We start from the raw sequence: 15754 nt of genomic DNA on the forward strand, positions 1-15754 counted from the left end.
CCCCTGGATGACGAAGGGGTTGGCAGCCGCTGTCAGACCTATCCGGTAGGTCTCCCGTCAGGTTACTCTCCCATCAGGGTGGGTAGGGCGTCGGGCGGGGAATGTCATGGGTAGGGAGCACCGTTACGTGGAGCAGATACGCACATTGGACCGGCTGGGCCTGCTCCGACTCTGGGACTGGCTCTTGGAGGGGAAGCCCGTCGACGGGTGGGCGGAGGGGAAAGCGTTCGAATACCTCATCCTTCGCGCCTTCGAGGTGGAGACAGCCCACGTCGTCTGGCCCTATTTCGTGAGCAGGTCCGAGCAGATCGATGGCGCTGTCTTCGTTGATGGCATGTCCTGCCTCGTTGAGTCCAAGCAACAGGCCCATCGCCTCGGCTTTGGCCCCATCGCCCGATTCAAGGCCCGGCTGGATCGTCGTCCCTCCGCCGCCATCGGCCTCCTGTTCAGCTCCAGCGGCTTCACGGAGCCAGCCGTCGAGGAAGCCACGCGGCACCCCACCCGAAATGTCCTGCTGTGGAAGGGCGCCGACATCACCCACGCGTTGATGAACGGTATGCGCGCAGGGCTCCAGCTCAAGTGGCGGAAGGCCGTGGAACAGGCCACGCCTGACTACCAGCTCGGCAGCGAGGAGGACGCTTGAGAATCCTACGTGTCGTCACGGAAGGTGAATGCGAGGCGGCGATCCTGGAACACCTGCTCAAGCCGCACCTGGGGGAATCGCTCCGGGTGAGCGTCAGCCCTGGAGGGGGCGCGGCGCCCGTCTCCTCGGCTCGCTCCAAGCTCGCGGATGGGCTGCGAGTCGCCCTGGTCCTCAACACGGGCACACTCAACTTCGGGAAGATCCGCACGCGCATGGCCCGACTGGAGAACCTGATGGGCATGGTCGCCTACCGTGACCGGTGGAAGATCGTCCTCTTCAGGCCCGAGCTGGAGATCGTCTTCTTCCATGAGCCGGAACTCCTGCGCCAACTCGTGGGCCGTGCGGTCACCCTGGAAGAGCTGGAACGCGCCCAGGCGCATCCCAAGCAGGTCCTGACGGAGTTGCTGAATGTCCAGCCGGAGGACTTCCTGCCGGAACTGCGCCGACGCCTGGACTCCATCGACCTTCGCCCGCTGGCATCCCACCCCCAGATACGGGCCCTTCTCGACTTCCACGCACCGCTCAGGCCCGAAACCTGGCTCATCTCGCCTTGATACTGAACGGCCGGGGCCCAGGCAGGCAGTCCTCCGACTCGACAACGCTCCTGGAATGGTTATGGGGACAGGGTCGCGCCCCCAAGGCGCCCGGAGGAGCCATGTCCGTCGAACCCCAGCGCGAAACCCATTCGTTCCAGGCCGAGATCAACCAGCTGCTCAACCTGGTCATCAACTCGCTCTACAGCCACAAGGAGATCTTCCTGCGTGAGCTGGTATCCAACGCGTCCGACGCGCTGGACAAGCTGCGCTTCCGCGCCATCACCGAGCCCGAGCTGCTCGGGGACACACCCGCACTCGAAGTCCGCCTCATCCCGGACGCGGAGAAGGGCACGCTCACCATCGAGGACACCGGCGTCGGCATGACGCATGACGAGCTGGTGAAGAACCTGGGCACCATCGCCCACTCCGGCTCGCGCGAGTTCCTCGAGTCGCTGGCCCAGCGCGGGCAGCAGGACGTCAACCTCATCGGCCAGTTCGGCGTGGGCTTCTACAGCGCCTACCTCGTCGCCGACCGGGTGGAGGTGGTGAGCCGCGCCGCTGGCAAGGACTCGGCCGCCTTCCGGTGGACCTCGGAGGCCAAGGGCACCTTCACCGTGGAGCCCGCCGAGCGCGCCTCGCGCGGCACCGCCATCACCCTGCACCTCAAGCCGGACCAGAAGGAGTTTCTGGACGAGTGGCGCCTGCGCTCGCTCATCACCCAGTACTCGGACTACGTCGGCCACCCCATCCTGCTCCAGGTGAAGAAGCCCTCGGAGGTCATCGACGCCAGCACCGGCGAGAAGGGCACCACCACCTCCTTCGAGACGGTCAACAAGGCCAGCGCGCTCTGGCAGCGCCCGAAGTCGGAGCTCACCGACGAGCAGTACCAGGAGTTCTACAAGCACCTCACCCACGACTTCGAGCCGCCGCTGGCGTGGACGCACTTCAAGACGGACGGCCACCAGCAGTTCACCGGCCTCATCTTCCTGCCCAAGAACAAGCCGTTCGACCTGGACGCCGCCGGCAAGCGGCGCGGGGTGCGGCTGTTCGTCAAGCGCGTCTTCATCATGGACGACTGCGAGGAGCTGCTGCCGCCCTGGCTGCGCTTCGTGCGCGGCGTGGTGGACTCGGATGACCTGCCGCTCAACGTCTCGCGCGAGCTGCTGCAGGACTCGGCGGTGGTGCGCTCCATCCGCAAGCACGTGGTGAAGAAGACGCTCGACCTGATGGAGAAGCTCTCCAAGGACAAGCCGGAGGACTACCTCACCCTGTGGAAGAGCTTCGGCGCCATCCTCAAGGAGGGGCTCACCTCCGAGACCGAGCACCGCGAGAAGCTGGGCGCGCTGGTGCGCTACGAGAGCAGCCGCGACGAGGGGCTCACCTCGCTGGCCGACTACGTGTCGCGGATGAAGGAGGGCCAGCAGGCCATCTATTACGTCTTCGGTGAGTCGCGGAAGGCGCTGGAGGGCTCGCCCCACCTGGAGGCGCTGCGCAAGCGAGGCTACGAGGTGCTCTACCTCACCGACGCGGTGGACGAGTGGGCAGCCCAGGGCTTGCGCGAGTTCAGCGGCAAGCCGCTCGTGTCCGCGCTGCAGGCGGACCTGAAGCTCCAGGAGACGGACGAGGAGAAACGCGAGAAGGAGCAGCGCTCCGAGGGCCTCAAGGCGCTCACCGAGCGGATGAAGGAGGTGCTCAAGGACGCCATCCGCGAGGTGCGCGTGTCGGATCGCCTCACCGACTCGCCGGTGTGCCTGGTGCTGCCCGAGGGCGGCTCACCCGCCTTCCTGGAGCGCCTGCTGCGCGAGCACGGGCGGAACATGCCTCGCGCCAAGCGCATCCTCGAGGTGAACCCCACCCACCCCGTCATCGAGCACCTGCGCAAGCTGACCGAGAAGGATGCGGGCTCGGCGCAGGTGGCCGAGTGGATCGAGCTGCTCCACGACCAGGCACTGCTCACCGAGGGCAGCACGCTGGAGGACCCCAACCGCTTCGCGAAGCGGATGACGGGGCTGCTCACCCAGCTGGCCTCTGGCTCCAACGCCCCGGCCTGACGGCCCGGGGCTGACTCAGGGAAGCTCCTCGGACATCCGCGTGTGGACGCGCACCACCTTGCGTCGGGTGTCCGGGTCATCCGGCGAGTGCGGCATGGAGGAGAGCACCTGCATCCGCAGGATCTGCTCCTCGGAGGGCCAGGCCTCGAGCAGTTCCTGCTCGTCGCGGCTCGGCTTCTTCGCGCGCACGGAGTCACAGGAGACTGGCGAGCGTGAGCCCACCTCCAGGAGGTCCCACGGCCCGTAGTGGCCCGACTCGTCCCGAGTGGAGCCAAACGTGACTTCGGAGACGTAGCAGCCTGGGGCCATCAGGTCCTGGGGCGGGACAGCCTCCTGGGGCACGACCCCCATGGGGTAGGCGGTCGGCCCCGCGTACGCATGGGGATCGTCATGGGCGGAGCCCTCATCGAGCTCATTGAGGATGCCGCTCTCCACGACCCACAGGATGGCTCCGACGCCGACGATGAAGACCATCACCCCCACGGCCAGCACGGCGATGAGACACCCCTTCGCCGCGCCCGAGGAGCGCACCGGTGGAGCGGGGACAGGCCTTCCCGGCCCTGGAGGATGCGGCCCATGGACCCCGGGCGGCATCGGCGTGAGCGGCCGTTGGACCCCGATGGCGGGGGCGGGCTGCCGATCCGTCGCGATCGCGGGAGCCGGTCGGTGCGGGGTGACGAGCGGCGAGGGAGCGGGCGTGGCCGCTGGAGGTGGATTCGAGAGCTCCGCCGACTCGGGACGCCGCATCGTGGCGGAGAACACCTCGGAGGGCGAGCCCTGGAGTGGCGCGGGACGCGGCAGTGGCCCGGAGCCTGTTGCCGAAGCCGCGGAGAACGAGCGCAGCGCCTCCTCGCAGGCCACGAGCGCGCGGTCCGCCTCCGCCGCGTCCTGGAAGCGATCCTCGGGGCGCTTCTCGTAGAACTTCCGCAGCGTCTGGAGCACCACGTCCGGCAGAGGGAGCGCGAGAGGCGGCGGCGGCTCCGTCATCTGCGCGTGGAGGATGCGCGCGATGGTCTCTCCCTGGAACGCGCGCACACCGCCAAGCATCTCGTGGAAGATGAGGCCGGCGGAGTACAGGTCCGTGCGCCCGTCGATCGGCTTGCCGGAGATCTGCTCGGGCGCCATGTACGCCGGCGTGCCGACCATCATCCCTTCGCTGGTCAGCTGCCCGGCGATGTCGCCCACCACCTTGGCGATGCCGAAGTCGAGCACCTTCACGAAGAGCTGCCCGTTATCGGGAGCCTCCTCGATCACCTTGATGTTGGAGGGCTTGAGGTCGCGGTGGACGATGCCCAGCGCGTGCGCGGCGCGCAGCAGCGAGACGGTCTGCCGCATCACCGCAACGGCCTGCCGGGGCGCCAGGGCTCCGTGCCGCGAGATGAGCTCCGCCAGCTCCACGCCCGCCACGAACTCCATGACGATGTAGGGAGTGCCCTGCTCCACCCCGAAGTCGATGACGTGCGTCATCGCCGGGTGGTTCACCTTGCCCGCCACCTTCGCTTCTCGCTCGAAGCGCGCGAGGCTCTCGGGAGAGGCGACCGCGCGCGGCGAGAGCACCTTCACCGCCATGGTCTTGTCCAGCCCCAGGTGCGTGGCGCGGAAGACGGTGCCCATGCCGCCGCTGCCCAGCTCGGCCTCGATGCGGTAGGTGCTCTTGAGCACCGTCCCCGGGCCGACCCTCCCCGAGTCCAGCAGGGCAAGCGAGGCCGCCGCCCCGATCCTCGAGTGCGTCTTGTCGTCTTCGCTCATGCGCCGCGCGCCCCTGCTCAGCGAGTGCCTTCGGACACCCGTGTATAGGCCTTCACCACCATCCTACGGGTGTTCGGCTCACCCTTCTTCTCGGGCTGGAAGGAGAGAGGCTTCGAATAGAGGAGCTTCTCCGAGGGCGAGTCGGGCCAGTGGTCGTACAGCCCCTGCGCGTTGTTGATCTCGCCAAACTTCGGCACGGCGGAGCAGTTGATGGGCGTCCGCGAATCGACCGACCGAGGCATCCAGGGCTCGTACTTTCCAGCCCCGTCGCGGCTCGACTCGAACGCCACCACGACGGTGTAGCAGCCCGGAGCCACCGCCTCCGCGACCGGCGTGTCCTCACCCTGGGGCGCATCGCCCGCTGCCTCCCCGGTCTCCGGGGTTCCCTGCGGGTCATCCGTGGGCGCCGTCTCCGGGGCCTCCGGAGTCTCCGTGGGCGTCTCCGTCCCCGCGACGACCGTGGGCTCGGGCTCCGTGGGCGGGGGCTCGTTCTTCACGGGCTCTTGCGGCTCGGTGAGCTCGGTGGGCTGGCCTGGGTCCGTGGACGGCCGGGTCGCGACGGGCTCGCTTCCCGTGCTCCCCGAGTCCGTGGGCGTGCCCCGATCCCCAGTGGGCGCGAAGGGAATGACTCCCGCCAGCCGACCGCTCGTCCACGCCCATACGGCGCCGCCCAGGCCTCCCACCAGGAGCACGAAGGCCACCCCCAACACCGCGAACAGCGTCCCCTTCCCCGAGGAACTCCTGGGCTGGACGGCCTGCGGTGGCGGGGCCACGGGCACGGGGGGAACAGGCGGGCTCACAGGCACGGGCACGGGCTCCGGAACCACCACCACCGGCGCCGGCGGGGCCACGAGCGCGGGCTCCTCGATGGACTTCCCCTCCTTCACCAGCGAGTCCGAGAAGGCGACCGACGAGGGGGGCTTCTTCGCGGCGTCCGCCTCGACGGGATTCGGGTGGAGCGTGAGCGTGCGGACCCCGCTGGTGGAGTCGCTGGACTGCGGCAGCACCGCGGCCGCCACGAGGTTCGCCGACGGAGGGCGCAGCACGTCCTCGCAGGCCATGAGCGCGCGGTCCGCCTCCGCCGCGTCCTGGAAGCGGTCCTCGGGGCGCTTCTCGTAGAACTTCTGCAAAGTCTGGCGGACGATGTCCGGCACCGGCACCGTCAACGCCGGAGGCGGATCGTTCAGCTGCGCCAACAACAGGCGCGCGATCGTCTCGCCCTTGAAGGCCCGCGTGCCGCTGAGCATCTCGTGGAAGATGAGGCCGGCGGAGTACAGGTCCGTGCGTCCGTCGATCGGCTTGCCGGAGATCTGCTCGGGCGCCATGTACGCCGGCGTGCCCACCAGCATCCCCTCGCTGGTCAACTGCCCGGAGACGTCATCCACCACCTTGGCGACGCCGAAGTCGAGCACCTTCACGAACAGCTGGCTCTCGTCCGCCGCGTCGTGGAGCACCTTCACATTGGCCGGCTTGAGGTCGCGGTGGACGATGCCCAGCGCATGCGCGGCGCGCAGCAGCGAGACGATCTGCCGCATCACCGCCACCGCGCGCCGGGGCGGCATGGGCCCCTCGCGCTCGATGATGTCGGCCAGCTCCTTGCCGGCCACGAACTCCATGACGATGTAGGGGGTGCCCTGCTCCACCCCGAAGTCGATGACGTGCGTCATCGCCGGGTGGTTCACCTTGCCCGCCACCTTCGCCTCCCGCTCGAAGCGCGCGAGGCTGTCAGGCGTGGAGACGGCGCGCGGCGAGAGCACCTTCACCGCCATGATCTTCTCGAGCCCCAGGTGCGTGGCGCGAAAGACGGTGCCCATGCCACCGCTGCCCAGCTCGGCGTCGATGCGGTAGGTGCCCTTGAGCACCATGCCTGGGGTGATGTGCAGCGCGGGAGACTTGGCTGGGGAGTCGGTAACCTGCCCCGCGAGCTGGGTTTTGTTGTCTTCGCTCATGGCTGGATGGGGCCGGATGCTAACCGAAGGCTCTGGCCATGAGCGGAATCATCGACAGCGTCCACAGGGCGTGGCTCACGCACGCGCTCACAAGGTTGCGGCGCCACTCGGTGAGCAGCCCCCACACCAGGAACGTGGGCAGCACCACCAGCGCCAGCTCCCACTCTCCAACCCCGAGGTAGGACAGGCTGAGCAGCGCCGTGGACAGGGCCGCGCTCCCCGCCCGCCCCACCCTCGGCCGGAGCGCCCCATGCACGGCGCCATGCCAGAACAGCTCCTCGGCCGGCACGATGATCAGCCCGATCCCCACCATGGAGCCGACTTGCACCTCGGCTGCTCGCGCGGCCAGGGTCTTCGCGGGCGCGCAGAGGGCCAGCTCCGAACCCACGCACACGCTCCACGTCAGCCCGGCGGAGATCGCCACCATCCCCACCCCGACCCCCACTCCCAGCAGCACCTCCCGGAGGGTGGGCCGCACCCGGAGTCGCTCCCCGGGCCCCAGCGCTTTCCAGGCGAGCGCCAGCCAGCCCGCGCAGAACACCTTCTGCAGGGCCCAGGAGCCGGAGGGGTTCAGGTGGACGAGCACCGCCCAGACCGCCGCGGCGAGACTGGCCGCCAGCAGCCAGGGCAGGTGCGTGGGACGCTCACTCACACCTTCTCCACCTCTCGTCACGGGAATTTCCGGACCTCCCGTGCTCTATACATCGACAGGAGAACCGTTCAACGTGACTTGATTTATCGGACGAGCACAAGAGACACTGTTGGAAGAACCGTAGGTGACTCAACAGGTGGGGAGACTTCCCGCCTATGTCCCCCGCGGTTTGCTTGTGCCATCACCGTCGGAAAGCCCGGCGGACTTCGGAGACAGGTGCCCCCATGCTGATCGTAATGCGACCGGATGCAACGCCTCAGGACATTGAACGGGTCAACGAGGAGATCCGCCGCCGAGGCTGGGCGCCGCACGCGATCCCCGGAGGCACACGCACGGCCATCGGCATCACCGGCAACAAGGGCGCCGTCGAGCCCGAGCCCTTCCGGGTGCTGCCCGGCGTCGCGGACGCGATCACCATCTCCCAGCCCTTCAAGCTCGTCAGCCGCGAGGTGAAGCCCGAAGACAGCACGATGCAGGTGGGCAACCTCACGGTGGGCGGAAAGACGATCCACGTCATCGCCGGCCCGTGCTCGGTGGAGACGCGCGAGCAGATCGTCGGCACCGCGCAGGCGGTGAAGAAGGCGGGCGCCACCATGCTGCGAGGCGGCGCGTTCAAGCCCCGCACCAGCCCCTATGAGTTCCAGGGCCTGAAGAACGACGGCCTGTCGCTGCTGGCCGAGGCGCGCAAGGAGACGGGCCTGCTCGTCACCACCGAGGTGAAGGACACCGCGACGCTGGCCCAGGTGGCCGAGACGGCGGACATCCTCCAGATCGGCGCGCGCAACATGCAGAACTTCTCGCTGCTGGAGGCGGTGGGCGACACGCGCAAGCCGGTGCTCCTCAAGCGCGGCATGAGCGCCACCATCAAGGAGATGCTGATGGCGGCCGAGTACATCGTCGCCAAGGGCAACACCCGCGTCATCCTCTGCGAGCGCGGCATCCGCACCTTCGAGACGATGACGCGCAACACGCTCGACCTGAACGCGGTGCCGATGCTCAAGTCCCTGAGCCACCTGCCGGTGTTCGTGGACCCGTCGCACGGCATCGGCGTACGCAAGGCGGTGCCGGCGATGATGCGCGCGGCCATCGCGGTGGGCGCCGACGGCATCATCGTCGAGGTGCATCCGGATCCGCCGCGGGCGCTCTCCGACGGGCACCAGTCGCTGGACTTCACGGAGTTCGAGAAGGCGATGGACGAGGTGCGCGCCATCGCCGGAGCGCTCGGCCGCGACGTGGCCAAGCTGGGGTAGAGGCCAATGACGCTCAAGGAGGCGCTGGGCAAGGTGTTGAGCCGGCGCGACCTCACCCGCGAGGAGATGGCCGCCGTCATGGGGCTGATGCTCGCGGGCGAGGCGACGGCGGCCCAGGTGGGCGCGCTGGCGGCCGCGCTGCGGATGAAGGGCGAGACGGAGGACGAAATCCTTGGGGCGGCGGAGGCCATGCGCACCCGCGCGGCGAAGCTGTCTCCGAGGGCGGAGGTGGTGCTGGACACGTGCGGCACCGGCGGCGACGGGGCGCATACCTTCAACATCTCCACGGCGGTGGCCTTCGTGGCCGCGGGGGCTGGGGCGACGGTGGCCAAGCACGGCAACCGGGCCGTCTCCAGCCGCTGCGGCAGCGCGGACGTGCTGGCGGCGCTGGGCTTGCCCATGGAGCGGGCACACGAGGCGGTGTCCCGGGACATCGACGAGCACGGGGTGGGCTTCCTGTTCGCACCGTCGCACCACAGCGCGCTCAAGCACGTGGCGCAGGCGCGGCGGGAGATGGGCTTCCACAGCTTCTTCAACCTGCTGGGGCCGCTGACGAACCCGGCGGGGGCGCGCTACCAGTTGCTGGGCACGTTCGCTGGCGAGCGGCTGGAGCAGACGGCGCGGGTGCTGGGGCGGCTGGGCAGCCGGCGCGCGTGGGTGGTGCATGGGCAGGACGGGCTGGACGAGGTGACGCCCTGCGGCCCCACGGACGTGGCGGAGCTGCGCGAGGACGGCACGGTGCGCATGTTCACCGTGGTGCCGGAGGACGCGGGCCTGGAGCGGGTGCCTCGCGAAGCCATCGCGGGCGGAGACGCGGAGCAGAACGCGGGGATTCTGCGGGCGCTGCTCTCGGGTGAGCGCTCGGGGGTACGCACGGCGGTGGTGCTCAACGCGGCGGCGGCGCTGGTGGTGGTTGGCCAGGCGGTGGACCTGCGCGAGGGTGTGGAGCGAGCCGAGGCGGCCATCGACTCCGGGGCGGCGGCGCGCAAGCTGGCGGCGCTCATCCAGGGATCCGTGGCGTGAGCCGTGAAAAGTCCCCTCTCCTCCGGGCAGAGGGCTAGGGTGCGGGGGAAGCCCCGCATCCCCCTGGGGCTCCGGCCCTTGGAGAACCCGGCATGAACCTCCTCGCGGACATCTTCGCGCGCAAGCGCCGGGAGCTCGCCGCGCGCCCGCCCCAGGGCTCGCGGATCCGTCCTCCGACGCGGGACTTCACCGCGGCCCTGCTCCAACGGCACCCGGGCCGGGCGGTGAACGTCATCGCCGAGGTGAAGCGCAAGAGCCCCTCGGGCGGCCCGTTCCCGCACCAGGACCTCGTCCAGGTGGCGCGGGGCTACGAGGCCGGGGGCGCGAGCGCCATCAGCGTGCTCACGGACGACGTGGACTTCGGCGGCAGCCTGGCGGACCTGGAGCAGGTGCGGGCGGCGGTGTCGCTGCCGGTGCTGCGCAAGGACTTCCTCGTCGCCCCGCGAGAGGTGGAGGAGAGCGCGGCGATCGGCGCGGACGCGGTGCTGCTCATCGCGGATGCGCTCGAGGACGGGCTGATGCGGGAGATGGTTGCCACCGCGAAGGCGTGCGGAGTGGCCGCGCTGGTGGAGGCGCACACGGAGGCGCACGCCGAACGCGCGCTGGCGGCGGGCGCGGAGCTGGTGGGCATCAACAATCGAGATCTCGCCACGCTGCGCACGGACATCGCCACGGCGCTGCGAGTCATGCCGAAGCTGCGTGAGCGGGCGCGGGTGCTGGTGTCCGAGAGCGGGCTGAAGACGGCGGCGGACTTCGCGGCGGCGCGGGCGGCGGGCGCGGACGCGGTGCTGGTGGGCGAGTCGCTGCTGCGGGACGCGGAGCCCGGCCGGGCGCTGGCGAGGCTGTTGGGCGTGGGAGGCACGGGGGCGTGAGCGTCCGGGTGAAGATCTGCGGGCTGACGCGGCTGGAGGATGCGCGGGAGGCCTGGGCCGCGGGAGCCGACGCGCTGGGGCTGAACTTCTACCCGCGCTCGCCACGCTACGTGGAGCCCGCCACGGCGGCGGCCCTGGCGCGCACCCGTCCCGGGCTGGGCGCGGTGGTGGGTGTGTTCGTCAACGAGGCTCCGGACGTCATCCGCGCGAGGGTGCGCGAGTGCGGCCTCACGGTGGTGCAGCTGCACGGGGATGAGCCGCCCGAGGCCTGCGCTGGCTTCGGCGTGCCCGTCATCAAGGCGCTGCGGGTCCGTGGGCCGGAGGACGTGGCGAAGGCCCGCACCTATATCGGTGCGGGGGATGTGACGACGCTGCTCCTGGACGGCGCGGCACCCGGGTACGGCGGCGGTGGCGTCACCTTCGACTGGTCGCTGGTGGCCCAGCTCACGGACGCGGGCGTGCCGGTGCTGGTGGCGGGCGGGCTGAACCCGTCCAACGTGGCGGAGGCGGTCCGCGCCACGCGGCCGTACGGCGTGGACGTGGCGAGTGGGGTGGAGGCGAGCCCGGGAATCAAGGACGCGAAGGCGGTGCGGGACTTCATCCGCGCCGCCAAGGCAGTGAACTTCGGGGAGCAACAGACATGAGCACGGAGACTTCCACGGGCCGTTTCGGACGCTTCGGCGGCCGCTATGTGCCGGAGACGCTCGTCCCGGCGCTGCTGGAGCTGGAGGCGGCCTACGCGGCGGCACGCGCGGATGCTTCCTTCGGCGAGCAGGTGGCGCGGGTGCTGAAGGAGTTCGTCGGGCGCGAGACGCCGCTGACGCCGGCACACCGACTGACCGCGGCCTGGGGCGGCGCCCACGTGTGGCTCAAGCGCGAGGACCTGGCGCACACGGGCGCGCACAAGATCAACAACACCATCGGCCAGGTGCTGCTGGCGCTGCGGATGGGCAAGAAGCGCATCATCGCGGAGACAGGCGCGGGGCAGCACGGCGTGGCCACGGCCACCGCGTGCGCGCTCTTCGGGCTGCCGTGCGAGGTGTACATGGGCGCGCTGGACGTGGAGCGCCAGTCGCTCAACGTCTTCCGCATGCGCGCGCTGGGCGCCACGGTGCGGCCGGTGGAGTCGGGCTCGAAGACGCTGAAGGACGCGATGAACGAGGCCATCCGCATCTGGGTGGCACAGGTGGAGGACACCCACTACGTCATCGGCAGCGCGGCGGGTCCGCACCCCTACCCCACCATCGTCCGGGACTTCCAATCCATCATCGGCCACGAGGTGCGCGCGCAGACGAAGGCGGCCTTCGGGCGGCTGCCGGACGCCATCACCGCGTGCATCGGCGGCGGCTCGAACGCCATCGGCATCTTCCACCCGTTCCTTGGGGACAAAGAGGTGCGGCTGGTGGGCGTGGAGGCCGGAGGCCACGGGCTGAACACGGGGCAGCACGGCGCCTCGCTGACGCTGGGCACGGAGGGCGTGCTCCACGGCACGCGCTCGCTGGTGCTCCAGGACGCGAACGGGCAGATCCAGGAGGCGCACTCCATCTCCGCCGGTCTGGACTACCCGGGCGTGGGCCCGGAGCTGGCACACATGGCCAAGGAGGGCCGGATGGAGGTGCGCACCGCCACGGACGACGAGGCGCTGCGGGCCTTCTACGAGGTGGCGCGCACGGAGGGCATCCTGCCGGCGCTGGAGACGTCCCACGCGTTCGCGCGCGCGGCGGAGCTGGCGCGTGAGCTGGGCAAGGGCAAGCACCTGGTCATCAACTGCTCGGGTCGCGGCGACAAGGACGTGGCGACCATCGCATCGAAGGGCATTCCGGCGGCCACGGGCCACGAGGGGAAGCCATGAGCGGAGAGATTGCAGCGGCCTTCGCGCGGGCGAAGGCGCGGGGTGAGGGCGCGCTGGTGGCGTACGCCATGGCGGGAGACCCCGACCTGGCGCGCTCGGTGGATGTGTTCGCGGCGATGGTGGAAGGTGGGGCGGACGTGCTGGAGATCGGCGTGGCGTTCAGCGATCCCATCGCGGACGGCCCGGTCATCCAGGGGGCCTCGGAGCGGGCGCTGAAGGCCGGGGCCACGCTCCAGCGCGTGCTGGACGAGGTGGTGCCGGCGGTGCGCAAGCGCTGCCCGGAGACGCCGCTGGTGGTCATGACCTACGTCAACATCATCATGGCGATGGGCGTGGAGCGCTACGCGAAGCTGGCGCGGGAGCGGGGCGTGTCCGGCACCATCCTCCCGGACCTGCCGCCCGAGGAGAGCGGAGACCTGCGCAGCGCGTTCGACGCGGTGGGGATGGCGCTCATCCCGCTGTGCGCGCCCACCACGCCGCCGGCGCGAGCCGAGGCCATCGCGAAGGAGGGGCGCGGCTTCGTGTACTGCGTGTCCGTGGCGGGAGTGACGGGCATGCGCGCCGATCTGCCGAAGGACCTGTCCTCGCGGCTGGAGCTGGTGCGGCGCAGCTCTCCGGTGCCGGTGGTGGCTGGCTTCGGCATCTCCACGGCGGAGCAGGCGCGCGTGCTGGCGGCCCACTCGGACGGTGTGGTGGTGGGCAGCGCCCTGGTGCGCGCGGCCCACACTGATGGCCCTGCCGCGGCGAAGAAGCTCTGCGCTGAAATCAAGCAGGGCCTGAAGCGCTGAGGTCCCCTCAGCGCGGAGTGGCTGCGCCGCGAAGCAACGCCTGGGTGTGGCTCAGGAGCTCGAGCCCACCCGGAGCGCCGTGGCCCGGAACCACGATGCGCGCGGTGGGGAACCGCTCACGCGTCTGGTCGAGGCTCGCTAGCCACGCGCTCAGGTCAGCATCCGCTCAGTAGCGGCCCTCGAGGAAATTCTTCACCAGCGTGGGGCCCTCGGGCGTGAGCACGCTCTCCGGGTGGAACTGCACGCCCACCACCGGGCGCTCCCGGTGCTTCAGCCCCATGATGAGACCGTCCGGCGTCCACGCCGTGGCCTCCAGCTCCGCAGGCAGCGTCGAAGCCTCCACCACCAGCGAGTGGTAGCGCCCGGCCTGGAAGCCCTGGGACATGCCCGTGAAGAGGCCCGTCCCGCCGTGCTTCACCGGAGACGTCTTGCCGTGAATCGGCGCGGGCGCCCGGATCACCTTGCCGCCGAACACGGCGCCCATGGACTGGTGGCCCAGGCACACGCCGAACACCGGCACGCGCGCCTCCCGAATGGCCGCCATGCTCACCCCCGCCTCATACGGCGTACACGGGCCCGGAGACACCACCACGTGCGAGGCCCCCGAGCCCAGCACGCCCGCCACGTCGATCTCGTCGTTGCGCGCCACCTTCACCTCGGCGCCCAGCGTGTACAGGAGCTGCACGAGGTTGAACGTGAACGAGTCGTAGTTGTCGATGACGAGGATCATCGCCCACCTCCCTCGCGAGCCAGCTTCAGCGCGGCGCCGAGCGCCCGGGCCTTGGCCTCCGTCTCGTCCGCCTCCAGCCGCGGCACCGAGTCGGACACCAGCCCCGCGCCCGCCGTCCACAGCGTCCGGTCCCCATCCACGAAGAAGGTCCGCAGCGCGATGGCCACGTCCAGCGTGCCGCAGAAGGACAGGTAGCCCACCGCGCCCGCGTAGGGCCCGCGCCGCATCGGCTCCAGCTCGTCGATGATCTGCATCGCCCGGATCTTCGGAGCGCCCGACACCGTGCCCGCCGGGAACGTGACCGCCAGCGCGTCGAGCGCGTCGTACCCCGCGCCCATCTTCCCGCGCACCTGCGAGACGATGTGCATCACGTGGCTGTAGCGCTCGATGACCATCTGGTCCTCGACGCGCACCGTGCCCGGCGCCGCCACGCGCCCCACGTCGTTGCGGCCCAGGTCCAACAGCATCATGTGCTCGGCGCGCTCCTTCTCGTCCGCGAGCAGCTCCTTCTCCAGCGCCTGGTCCTCGACCTCGGTGGCGCCCCGGCGGCGGGTGCCGGCGATGGGCCGCACCACGAGGTCCCCGTCGCGCACCTGCACCAGCAGCTCCGGCGAGGCCCCCACCAGCGCCCGCGCCTCGCCCAGCTCCACCAGGAAGAGGTACGGCGAGGGATTCACCCGCCGCAGCGCCCGGTAGAGGCTCAGCGGCGGCGGCGTGCCGCGCGTCTCGAAGCGCCTCGCCAGCACCACCTGCATGCAGTCGCCCGCGCGGATGTACTCCTTCACGCGCTCCACCGCCGCCTCGTAGCCAGCCCGGTCCCAGAGCGCCACCGTCTCCGGCTCGCCGCGCATCTTCGGCGCCGCCGCGTAGGCCTCCGGGGGCAGCGGCTTGCGCAGGCGCTCGGCCATGGCCTCGGCGCGCTCCTCCGCGTCCTTGAGCGCCAGGGCCACGCTGCCGTGCAGCGCGGGCCGAGCGATCACCGTGGGCCGGAGCGACTGGGTGCGCGTGTCGTGGGTGACGAACTCATCGCACAGCAGCCACTCGGAGTCCGGGAACGACAAGTCATTCGGGTGCCGATCCGGCACATGGCGCTCGAACCACGATGCGCAGTTGTAGCCCATGTAGCCCACGAGCCCGCCGAGGAAGGGCGCCTCGCCCGGCAGCGCCGTCACCGCCAGCTCACGCCACAGCGCGCGCAGCACCTCCAGCGGCTTGCCGTCGCGACGCTCCTCGCGCTCGCCGCGCCACAGCGTGCCCCCGTTGCGATCCAGCCGGACACGACCCGTGGGCGCGGTACACACGTGGCTGTAGCGCCCGAAGCGCTCGCCGCCGTAACACGACTCGAGGATGAACCCCCGAGGGCCCGGGCCCAGCTTGAGGTAGGCCGACAGCGGCGTGTCGAGATCCGAAGGGAGATCCACCGAGACGGGGACCGCCTCGCCCTTCTCCGCGCGCTGGCGGTACGCCGCCTTCCGCTCCTGTGCGTTCATGGTCTTCGCTCTCCCCTCTCCGTGCATGAGAGGGCTCTTTGCAGCGCCGCGTGAATCCCACCCGGGGGCAGGGCTCTCTTGGCGAGCTGACAGCCAAGTCTCCCCCGCCCGGCGAAATGTGGAAAGGGCGACAGTCCCCCCACAACGCCCCCCGCTCCCACTTCTTCCC

Annotated in this window: 14 protein-coding genes and 1 pseudogene; 9 read left to right on the top strand and 6 right to left on the bottom strand. The window is 70.4% G+C overall.

The genetic code is table 11. The features are described 5' to 3' along the window. The first annotated feature begins 127 nt into the window (after window positions 1-127). From SYV04_RS37150 to htpG, 3 genes are all read left to right on the top strand, one after another. Window positions 128-643 (top strand): restriction endonuclease, encoded by a 516-nt coding sequence (locus SYV04_RS37150; RefSeq protein WP_321550785.1) that lies wholly within the window; start codon window positions 128-130, stop codon window positions 641-643. After that, complete coding sequence (locus tag SYV04_RS37155; protein WP_321550786.1) at window positions 640-1197, top strand: hypothetical protein; 558 nt, start codon at window positions 640-642, stop codon at window positions 1195-1197. The genes SYV04_RS37150 and SYV04_RS37155 overlap by 4 nt, the downstream gene beginning before the upstream one ends. 101 nt (window positions 1198-1298) lie before the next feature. Continuing rightward, window positions 1299-3230: a molecular chaperone HtpG gene (gene htpG / locus SYV04_RS37160; RefSeq protein WP_321550787.1), complete on the top strand. Its 1932-nt coding sequence runs from the start codon at window positions 1299-1301 to the stop codon at window positions 3228-3230. Between the two features lie 15 nt (window positions 3231-3245). On the opposite strand, the gene SYV04_RS37165 is transcribed toward htpG, so the two are convergent. The 3 genes from SYV04_RS37165 to SYV04_RS37175 are packed head-to-tail and all read right to left on the bottom strand — an operon-like array spanning window position 3246 to window position 7580. Then, window positions 3246-4979 carry a serine/threonine-protein kinase gene (locus tag SYV04_RS37165; RefSeq protein ID WP_321550788.1) on the bottom strand — a complete coding sequence of 578 codons (1734 nt, stop codon included), beginning with the start codon at window positions 4977-4979 and terminating at the stop codon, window positions 3246-3248. Between the two features lie 17 nt (window positions 4980-4996). Then, a complete protein-coding gene (locus SYV04_RS37170; protein ID WP_321550789.1) occupies window positions 4997-6928 on the bottom strand; it encodes a serine/threonine-protein kinase in 1932 nt (643 codons plus the stop codon). A 19-nt stretch (window positions 6929-6947) separates the two neighbouring features. Further along, complete coding sequence (locus tag SYV04_RS37175; protein ID WP_321550790.1) at window positions 6948-7580, bottom strand: CPBP family intramembrane glutamic endopeptidase; 633 nt, start codon at window positions 7578-7580, stop codon at window positions 6948-6950. Window positions 7581-7804: 224 nt separating this feature from the next. Here SYV04_RS37175 and aroF point away from each other — a divergent pair, with 224 nt between their 5' ends. From aroF to trpA, 6 genes are all read left to right on the top strand, one after another. Continuing rightward, window positions 7805-8830: a 3-deoxy-7-phosphoheptulonate synthase gene (gene aroF / locus SYV04_RS37180; RefSeq protein WP_321550791.1), complete on the top strand. Its 1026-nt coding sequence runs from the start codon at window positions 7805-7807 to the stop codon at window positions 8828-8830. Window positions 8831-8836: 6 nt separating this feature from the next. Beyond that, the gene (trpD, locus tag SYV04_RS37185; protein ID WP_321550792.1) at window positions 8837-9853 is read left to right on the top strand and encodes an anthranilate phosphoribosyltransferase; all 1017 of its coding nucleotides are present in this window, start codon (window positions 8837-8839) and stop codon (window positions 9851-9853) included. A gap of 92 nt (window positions 9854-9945) precedes the next feature. Continuing rightward, window positions 9946-10725 (top strand): indole-3-glycerol phosphate synthase TrpC, encoded by a 780-nt coding sequence (locus SYV04_RS37190; RefSeq protein WP_321550793.1) that lies wholly within the window; start codon window positions 9946-9948, stop codon window positions 10723-10725. Beyond that, complete coding sequence (locus SYV04_RS37195; protein ID WP_321550794.1) at window positions 10722-11369, top strand: phosphoribosylanthranilate isomerase; 648 nt, start codon at window positions 10722-10724, stop codon at window positions 11367-11369. Before SYV04_RS37190 ends, SYV04_RS37195 begins: the two co-directional genes overlap by 4 nt. After that, window positions 11366-12577 (top strand): tryptophan synthase subunit beta, encoded by a 1212-nt coding sequence (gene trpB, locus SYV04_RS37200; RefSeq protein WP_321550795.1) that lies wholly within the window; start codon window positions 11366-11368, stop codon window positions 12575-12577. Before SYV04_RS37195 ends, trpB begins: the two co-directional genes overlap by 4 nt. Further along, the gene (trpA, locus tag SYV04_RS37205; protein ID WP_321550796.1) at window positions 12574-13365 is read left to right on the top strand and encodes a tryptophan synthase subunit alpha; all 792 of its coding nucleotides are present in this window, start codon (window positions 12574-12576) and stop codon (window positions 13363-13365) included. The genes trpB and trpA overlap by 4 nt, the downstream gene beginning before the upstream one ends. Before the next feature lie 7 nt (window positions 13366-13372). Here trpA and SYV04_RS43835 read toward each other — a convergent pair. From SYV04_RS43835 to SYV04_RS37215, 3 genes and pseudogenes are all read right to left on the bottom strand, one after another. Continuing rightward, window positions 13373-13528, bottom strand: a pseudogene (locus SYV04_RS43835) (COR family subclass B1 metallo-beta-lactamase); the annotation flags it as partial. Between the two features lie 3 nt (window positions 13529-13531). Next, window positions 13532-14095 carry an anthranilate synthase component II gene (locus tag SYV04_RS37210; protein ID WP_321550797.1) on the bottom strand — a complete coding sequence of 188 codons (564 nt, stop codon included), beginning with the start codon at window positions 14093-14095 and terminating at the stop codon, window positions 13532-13534. Further along, window positions 14092-15585 carry an anthranilate synthase component I family protein gene (locus tag SYV04_RS37215; protein ID WP_321550798.1) on the bottom strand — a complete coding sequence of 498 codons (1494 nt, stop codon included), beginning with the start codon at window positions 15583-15585 and terminating at the stop codon, window positions 14092-14094. Before SYV04_RS37215 ends, SYV04_RS37210 begins: the two co-directional genes overlap by 4 nt. Window positions 15586-15754: the final 169 nt, after the last annotated feature.

Source organism: Hyalangium ruber (assembly GCF_034259325.1).
Lineage (GTDB): Bacteria > Myxococcota > Myxococcia > Myxococcales > Myxococcaceae > Hyalangium_A > Hyalangium_A rubrum.